Here is a 273-nt window from a genome sequence, read left to right as displayed (position 1 = left end):
ACTTTGGTCAGCAAATCCTGCGCCGTGTCGACCAGGACGCCGGTCGCTTCGCCATTCGCGTCACGCACGATCTTGCCGCCGACCGGATCCGGCGTGGCTTTCGTGATGCCGGCCAGTGCCAGCGCGCGGGTGTTGGCCCAGCCGGCGTGGCCGTCGACGCGTTCGAGCCACACCGGCCGGTCGCTGACGACGGCGTCGAGTTCGGCCGCGGTGGGGAAGCGCCCCAGCTTCCAGTTTTCCTGGTTCCAGCCGCGCCCGCGCAGCCATGGGTGC

1 protein-coding gene is annotated in these 273 nt (G+C 70.3%); it reads right to left on the bottom strand.

Annotation, left to right across the window (positions count from 1 at the left end):
- Positions 1-273, bottom strand: a 273-nt coding sequence (locus tag MKD49_RS25935) for an amidohydrolase family protein (protein WP_252697731.1), incomplete at both ends; no start/stop codon positions are given.

The sequence above is a fragment of the Herbaspirillum sp. WGmk3 genome (assembly GCF_023952535.1).
In the GTDB taxonomy this organism is placed as follows: domain Bacteria; phylum Pseudomonadota; class Gammaproteobacteria; order Burkholderiales; family Burkholderiaceae_D; genus Herbaspirillum; species Herbaspirillum huttiense.
The sequence above is the reverse complement of the archived record's forward strand: the minus strand, read 5'-3'. Positions and strand labels throughout refer to the sequence as shown.